This window comes from Mucilaginibacter sp., from assembly GCF_028288185.1.
GTDB lineage: Bacteria > Bacteroidota > Bacteroidia > Sphingobacteriales > Sphingobacteriaceae > Mucilaginibacter.
In genome coordinates this window covers 110,930-118,981 of the sequence record NZ_JAQBOF010000013.1, presented here as the reverse complement: position 1 = coordinate 118,981, position 8,052 = coordinate 110,930, and the positions used below count along the sequence as shown (strand labels likewise).

Sequence of the window (8,052 nt, the reverse complement as noted above, 5' to 3'; positions counted from 1 at the left end):
TCTTAGTATCTTATTTCCTAGGCTGCATTGCAGGCATTTCTTATAATTACTATAATAGTTTTTTCATTCCAATAATGCCTGCGATTCGAACGCCGAATTTGCTTTTACGCCCAGGCTATCAAAATCGGCAATGATATTATTTTTCTCGCCGGGCAAACTTTCCAATAATTTTAAGCTGCGATTAATATAATATTCCTGCTGATTGTGCTTACCATAACTAAACAAAAATAAAGCCAATGTATTTAACAACAACAGATCGGCTGATGTTTGCCCCATATTTTTTGATACCGGTTTTGATGGCTTGTCAAACTGATAATGATCGTCCCAATAGGCATTAACTTTAATATCAGTAAATAGCTTTTGCAAGCTCTTTACATCTTTTATATCCAGTGCTTTAGAGAATAGATGGTTTGAGTTAACTACCAATGCGGCAAATTGTGCCAGTCTTACAGTTGGGAAATTTAAAGGCCGCATCCGCATAAATTTCCATAAATGGTTATCAACAGGCGTAAGGCTAAATTTCTTTCTCAAAAACGCGTACTCTGTTTTTAATTTCTGCGGATATTCATCTTGCAGGTCGCCGCTTAAAAATCCGGCCTGACCAAATATCAATGCTTCTATTTGCAGCGGGTTGCTTTTATGCTTCGCGAGGATGTTTTGCGGCAGCGATTTCGCCAGCAACTCAAACGGAACGGCATTAGTTTTAAACCCAAAGTTGGCAGCTAAAAACTGGTAAAATGTTTCTTCCCAATCCCCACGGTTAACGTCAAGCGCTTTAATAACGGCTTCCGATTTTTTTTCCAGTCGTTCTATCAAGATCCGGGTGAACCAGGTTTTTAAAGTAAAATCATCCAGTTTGCCAATGCTTGCTTCGCAGGGGATTATGGTTTGCGTGCCGTACACCAGGTTATGATAACGGTTAAACAGGTCGGCGGGTATGCGGTCTTTTAGTTCGAGGGTTGGTATTGGGCGGCCATTGGGTAATATTACCGGCTCGTCATCGCGGTAAACTACATGCAGGATCACATTATTGTAAGCGTTGTCTGTAGTATGATTATGCTTTTTCCAATCGGATGAGGATAGGTGCAGTTCTACATTTCCTGCCCATAGGGTGTCGCCGATTTTTATCCTCGCATTACCAAAGTCGGGGCCCGAATCTGTATTGTGCATCCCGGCAGAAAGGATCTCAATTACTTCACCGGTTGTAGTTTGTAGATTACTTCGTTCAAATAAACGGAACTTCCAGATGTAGTGTAAAAAGTCTTCGGTGAAAAGCATTAACTAATGTAGGGAGATAATTTTATATTTATAAACATTATGCCAAACAAAACAATCCCGCCCATAACCACCGCCCATCGCATCAAATCCATCATCGGCGGCTCATTAGGTAATTTGGTGGAGTGGTACGACTGGTATGTTTATACAGCCTTTTCGCTTTACTTTTCGGCGGCGTTTTTTCCTAAGAGTAGCGAGTTAGTACAGTTGTTAAATACCTCGGGCATATTTGCTATTGGTTTTTTAATGCGGCCAATAGGTGGCTGGGTAATGGGGACTTACGCCGACAGGAGCGGCCGTAAAAAGGCACTTACTTTATCAGTATTATTGATGAGCATTGGGTCGTTATTAATTGCTGTAACGCCGGGATATAAACAAATAGGAGTAGCAGCGCCCATTATATTATTGCTGGCCCGCATAATACAAGGCCTAAGCGTTGGCGGCGAATACGGCACCAGCGCCACTTATTTAAGCGAAATGGCTACCAAAAAGCATCGCGGATTTTATTCGAGCTTCCAATACGTAACGTTAATTGCCGGGCAGTTGATAGCTTTAGGCGTGCTGGTATTGTTGCAACGCGCCTTTTTAAACGAAGACCAGTTACATGCCTGGGGATGGCGCATTCCGTTTGCTATTGGGTCGGTATTGGCGGTAACGGTGATGTATTTGCGCCGCAGCTTACAGGAATCGGTAATTATTGAAAAAGACGATAAGGCCCGCTCAGCCCGCGGAACACTAAAGGCATTGGCCGAGCACCCTAAAGCAGTATTAACTGTATTTGGCTTAACCCTAGGGGGTACGGTGGCTTTCTATACGTTCACCACTTATATGCAAAAGTTTTTGGTGATAACCTCGGGCTTCTCTAAAGCCAGTGCTACGTTGATATCAACCCTCACCTTAATAATATTTATGCTGCTACAGCCGGTGTTTGGTTTGCTGTCTGATAAAATTGGGCGCAAGCCATTGCTGATTGGTTTCGGTATCTGCGGATCATTAGCCACTGTACCCATTTTAACGGCGCTGGGGCAAACAAAAGATATTTGGGTAGCCTTCGCCCTGATTATGTGTGCGCTTATTATTGTAAGCGGTTATACATCTATAAATGCGGTTGTTAAGGCAGAGCTGTTCCCAGCAAATATCCGTGCATTGGGGGTGGGGTTTCCGTATGGTGTGGCAGTATCCATATTTGGTGGTACTGCCGAGCCATTGGCGCTATCCTTTAAAAGTGCCGGTCATCAGGAATGGTTTTATTGGTATGTAACGGGTTGTATTTTGGTATCGCTTGTTATTTATGTGACTATGAAAGATACGAGAAAACATTCGAAGATTGAGGGGGAGTAGGATGGCGTTTACTCACCCGATCGTTGCTTCGCTCGATCACCCTCTCTTCCGCAAGCGGTAAAGAGGGTTGTTTGATTTTTACCTTATCTTTTATTTTTTAATTACCCTATTTCCGCGCAGCGAAGAGAGGGTCGTCCAGCGAAGCGTAGGCGGGGTGAGTAATTGCCGCCCATTAAAGTTTTAACAAAGCATTTTTATAGGTTTAACTGTTAAAGTAATTTTATCATCTTTGCGGCAAAACATCTTTTAGATGTTAAAAGATGTTAATGATTGGGCTTACTATGAATTTTATTTCATAAAAACCTGATATTTACTAAATCGAATAAACTATACTTATATCCATGCAATACAAAAAGATCAATAACCTGCTAGGCTGGCTGTGCTTTGTTATAGCGTCTGCGACCTATATTTTAACCTTAGAACCTTCTGTAAGCTTTTGGGATTGTGGCGAATTTATTTCGTGCGCGTTTCGTTTACAAGTAGCGCACCAACCGGGTTATCCTTTGTTTGCCATGCTGGGCAAAGCATTTTCGCTGTTATCATTAGGCGATAATACCAAGGTGCCTTATTTTACTAATATGGGGTCGGCAATTGCAAGTGGTGCAACCATTATGTTTTTGTTCTGGACCATTACCGCTTTGGCTAAAAAACTGGTTCCGGCTACGGATAACGAGAATGATACTACCCGCATCACCTTAATTATGGGCGCAGGCTTAGTAGGCGCTTTAGCTTTTACTTATACTGATACTTTCTGGTTCTCGGCTGTCGAGACTATTGTGTTTGCGCTATCAGCCTTATGTACATCGGTTGTGTTTTGGGCCATACTTAAATGGGATGCCCATGCTGATGAGCCGGGTGCCGATAAGTGGTTAATATTTATAGCTTATATAATTGGTTTATCAATAGGGATCCACTTACTTAACTTGCTAACCATACCGGCATTATCATTGGTTTACTACTTCCGCAGGACAAAAACTATCACGGTTAAAAGTGCCTTGCTTGCATTTTTGGTGAGCATAGTTATACTGGGTTTAGTACAATTTGGTATAAGGCAATGGACTATCCAATTATCAGCCTATTTCGATTTATTTTTTGTAAACACCCTGGGCCTTGGTTTCGGCACGGGTTCTATCTTCTTTTTCTTATTACTGATCGGTATATTGGTTGGCGGTATAGTTTACAGCATACGCAATGCCAAATCTGTTTTAAACCTGGCTTTTTTATGCGTGGCGTTTATATATTTTGGCTATAGCGCGTTTGTTTATATCCCTATCCGCGCAACCGCAAACACCAACCTGGATAACTCGCACCCGGATAACGCGTTTACTTTAAACGGCTACTTAAACCGTATACAGTATGGCGAAACCCCGTTAATTTCAGGCCCTTATTTTGATGCTAAAGTTACCGACCAGACTGATGGTGCCAATATGTATCGTAAGGGTGCGACTAAGTACGAGATATCGGGCAAAAAGCAAAATTATGTGTATGATCATACCACCATTTTCCCGCGTATGTATAGTACAGAGGGACAAGATCCACAGTTTTACAGGGACTGGCTGCGTTTGGGCGAGACTGATGTGCCTAATTTTGCCGATAACTTAAAATTCTTTTTTAGCTGGCAAACCTACCAAATGTACGTAAGGTACTTTATGTGGAATTTTGTAGGCCGTGTAAATGATATGGACGGCCAGCAGCAAACAGGCGGAATTAAAGGTTATGTTGATGGCGACTGGACCACCGGTATATTAGATGGTACCAAACATTTACCAAAATCTGTAACACATGGCCTTACTTATACACCGTTATTTGCGTTACCGCTAATATTAGGTTTAATAGGTATGTGGTACCACTTTCAGCGTAAAAAACGCGATGCGCTTATTGTGGCTTTATTATGGTTCTTTACCGGGATGGCTATTATAATTTACGTTAATCAACCATCGGTACAACCCCGCGAAAGAGATTACTCTTATGTAGGTTCGTTTTACGCCTTTGCTATATGGATAGGCCTGGGCGTAATTGCGCTGGCCGAGCTGCTAAGAAAAGCTATAAATGCTAAAACCGCCGCTTACGTAGCTACTTTAATTTGCTTATTGGCCGTACCGACAGTATTAGCTGCAGAAGAGTGGAAAGCGCATGACCGCTCGACCAAAATGGTAGCGCATGATATGGCTTACGATTACCTGATGTCGTGCCCGCCAAATGCTATTTTGTTTACTTATGGCGATAATGACACCTACTGCGTATGGTATGCCCAGGAGGTTGAAAATATACGCCCCGATGTGCGTTTGGTTAACCTAAGTTTATTTACCGGCGATTGGTACATACACCAGATGCAGCGTAAAATGAACGAAGCGGATGCATTACCTATAACTATGCCGTTTGATAAATACAAAGACGGCATACGCGATGTATTGTATTACCGCGATGCCAAAATACCGGGTTACACGGAAGTGAAAGACATTTTTGATTTTATATCAACAGACGATCAGCGTGTGATGACAACCTACCCAAGCGGTGAAACTGCTAATTATCTGCCTACTAAAAACTTTAAGATAACCATTAACCCGGCAGATATAGCTAAGTATAATGTGGTGCCTGATAGCATGAGGAGCCGTTTAACAGATACCATGAAGTGGAAATACACTTCTAACTACATTATGAAGGATAACCTGGCTATGCTGGATATATTGGCCCATAATAACTGGAAAAGACCTATATGCTTTGCTATTACAGTAGGCAATGAAAACTTAATAGGTATGCAGCCTTACTTGTATAAAGAAGGATTTGTATATCATTTAATGCCGCTTAAAGCTGATACCGCTTATAAAGATCCGTCTGCTAAGGTTAATACCATGGTAATGTACAATAATATGATGACCAAGTTTAAATTTGGCCAGTACAAAACTGCCAAATACCTGGATCATGAGTCGACAACTATGTTTTACCCTGTATTGATATCAACCTTCCTTGACCTGATACAAAACCTGATACACCAGGGCCATGAAGACCTGGCGCGAAACGTACTGCATAAATATGATGAAGTAATGCCTGATCTGAATGTTGATATGCGCGTTACCGGCAGCAAGTTTTATGTGGCGCAAACTGCTTACCAGTTGCATGATATCGCGTTAGCTACCAAATACGTAACTAGTATTAATAATTACATAACCGACCAATTGGATTATTGCTATGTACAGCTAAATAATAACTCTGGCGCGTTTAACCCGCACGATGTGCAGATGGGCATTCAGTTAATATACGCCATGTCTGATGAAGCCAGGAACAATCATCAAACCGAGCTATATAACAAATTAGATGCGGAAAGAAAAAGCTACGAAACTAAGTTTGCCGCTATTTTTAAGAATCAATAAGAAGTTATTCATAAAACAAAAGAGGCGATGCTAATAGCATCGCCTCTTTTGTTTACAAGTTTTCTGTCAAATTGCGAGCGCAGCCAAAAGCTTTGCTATATCGCCGGCAAATCAAAATAAAACGTAGAACCCTTACCTAATTCGCTGTCTACGCCGATCAGGCCGTGATGATTTTTGATGATCTCTTGCGATATATAAAGCCCCATACCCAAGCCGCTGGACATGTACTTCTTATCTTCAACACGGTAAAAGCGTTCAAATATTTTTCCTTTTTGCCCGGCTGATAGGCCTATACCGTTATCGGCTACAGAAACCCGGATATGGTCGTTGTGCTTTGCGGCATCAATAACTATGTTTTTATTAACCGGCGAGTACTTAACCGCATTGTTAATTAAATTCATGAGTACTTGCTCTAAACGCTCTTCATTACCATTAACAACAAGTCCGGCTTCCGCATGGTTTTCAAAATTGTAGCCTGGATAAACATGACGGACGTTTTCTGTACATCCCCTTACCAGTTCGGTTAAATTAACGGGATGCATTGCATATTCAAGCCGGCCGGCTTGTATCTTACTTACATCAAGCAAATCGTTTACCAGGCGTTGTAATTTATTTAATGAGCCTATTGATTTATCCAGGTATTGTTTAACGCCATTGGGCAAGCTTTCCTTTTTAAGACCGATGAGCTGCAGGTAACCTTTTAAACTGGTTAACGGTGTTTTTAGCTCATGGCTGGCAATGCCAATAAACTCATCTTTCTTTTCTATCTCTTTTTTCTGGTCTTCAATATCAGTAGCGGTTCCAACCCAAAAGAGTATTTTTCCTGCCTCATCCCGCAGAGGTACTGCCCTATTTAAATGCCACCGGTAAGTACCATCGGCTCTTTTATAACGGTTTTCTACTTCAAACACCTCGCCTGTTTGCAGTGCATGGTCAAACTTTTCGTTTGTTAACATCAGATCATCCGGATGTGTAACTAACTGCCAGCTGTTATTTATAGCGTGTAAATCAAGCCCGGTATAGTTGTACCATTGTGAGTTATAAAAATCCACCTGCCCATCCGGCTGGTTCGTCCATGTCATTTGGGGGATATTATTGGCCAGCAACTTAAAGTGTTCGCGGCTAATAACCAGGTCCACAGTCCTGTCGCGCACCGTATCTTCCAGCTCATCATTTAGTTTTTCTGTAGCGCTCTGGGCCTCTGCCAGTTGTTCATTTCTTAATTTTAACTGTTTCTCGGTATCTTTTTGGATGGTCAAATCAGTCAGTATCAAACTTAACGCCGTGCCTTCGTCCAACTCAAGCGTATTGCACGATAAAAGGCAATGTACGGGCCCATTATTTTTGCTTAGCAAATCAACTTCTTCCTTACATTCAGCCTGCCAGGCAGCCTTAATTAAAGCATCAAACTTTACTTTATGATCTGGCAGGATAAAAATGTTAAATGATAACCCTATCACCTTTTCCAATGGCATGTTCAACATCTCGGCAAAGCGCGAATTACTGTACAATATCAACCCCTCTTTATTAAGGGTAACCGCACCTTCGTTCATTTTTTCAATGAACATTCGGTAAGTTTGGTCGGCAGTTTTAAGGGTATATAACTGGTGCCCGCTATCGCCTTGGACAATTAAAGCGTCAACCTGACCGGTGCGTATGGCTTCAATGGTATCGGTAGCCTCTTCTAACTGGTACCGAAGTTCATCAGCTTCGTTCAGTAGTTCATCATATGTAAGTTTAGCGCGTTCCATTCCAAAAATTAACTTAAGCCTAACCCCCTTAGTACCTTTTCTCTGTCAGACATGTCTCCTATTAGCCGGCGCTCTGCACCGGGGCCTTTTTTAATCAGCATAGGCAGGGCAACTATTTGTTCTTGCTGTACCAGCAAAGGCTGCTGATGTACATCAATGATTTCCAGTTCATGCTTACCGTTTAAAAACTCGTTGCATATATTCTTTAAATTCAATATAGCACGAGTTGAGTTTGGCGATGCACCGGTTACAAACAAACGTAATTGGTACATTCCATTTGCATCATATTCGGGCACTTGTTGTAGCTCTGTCAT

The 8,052-nt window shown here is 41.8% G+C and carries 5 protein-coding genes; 2 read left to right on the top strand and 3 right to left on the bottom strand.

Annotated elements, in window-relative coordinates; translation table 11 throughout:
• Positions 1 to 63 precede the first annotated feature (63 nt).
• The gene (locus JWQ34_RS06755; protein WP_299355771.1) at positions 64 to 1,278 is read right to left on the bottom strand and encodes a DUF2851 family protein; all 1,215 of its coding nucleotides are present in this window, start codon (positions 1,276 to 1,278) and stop codon (positions 64 to 66) included.
• 39 nt (positions 1,279 to 1,317) lie between these two features.
• Between JWQ34_RS06755 and JWQ34_RS06750 the strand changes: the two genes are divergently transcribed.
• Both JWQ34_RS06750 and JWQ34_RS06745 read left to right on the top strand, forming a co-directional pair.
• A complete protein-coding gene (locus tag JWQ34_RS06750) occupies positions 1,318 to 2,616 on the top strand; it encodes an MFS transporter (RefSeq protein WP_299355769.1) in 1,299 nt (432 codons plus the stop codon).
• Positions 2,617 to 2,957: 341 nt separating this feature from the next.
• Positions 2,958 to 5,987, top strand: a complete 3,030-nt coding sequence (locus JWQ34_RS06745) for a DUF2723 domain-containing protein (protein ID WP_299355767.1) — start codon at positions 2,958 to 2,960, stop codon at positions 5,985 to 5,987.
• A 95-nt stretch (positions 5,988 to 6,082) separates the two neighbouring features.
• Here the strand turns inward: JWQ34_RS06745 and JWQ34_RS06740 are convergent, their stop codons facing one another.
• Together JWQ34_RS06740 and JWQ34_RS06735 are read right to left on the bottom strand one after the other, a co-directional pair.
• Positions 6,083 to 7,738: an ATP-binding protein gene (locus JWQ34_RS06740; RefSeq protein WP_299355765.1), complete on the bottom strand. Its 1,656-nt coding sequence runs from the start codon at positions 7,736 to 7,738 to the stop codon at positions 6,083 to 6,085.
• A gap of 8 nt (positions 7,739 to 7,746) precedes the next feature.
• Complete coding sequence (locus tag JWQ34_RS06735; protein WP_299355763.1) at positions 7,747 to 8,052, bottom strand: circadian clock KaiB family protein; 306 nt, start codon at positions 8,050 to 8,052, stop codon at positions 7,747 to 7,749.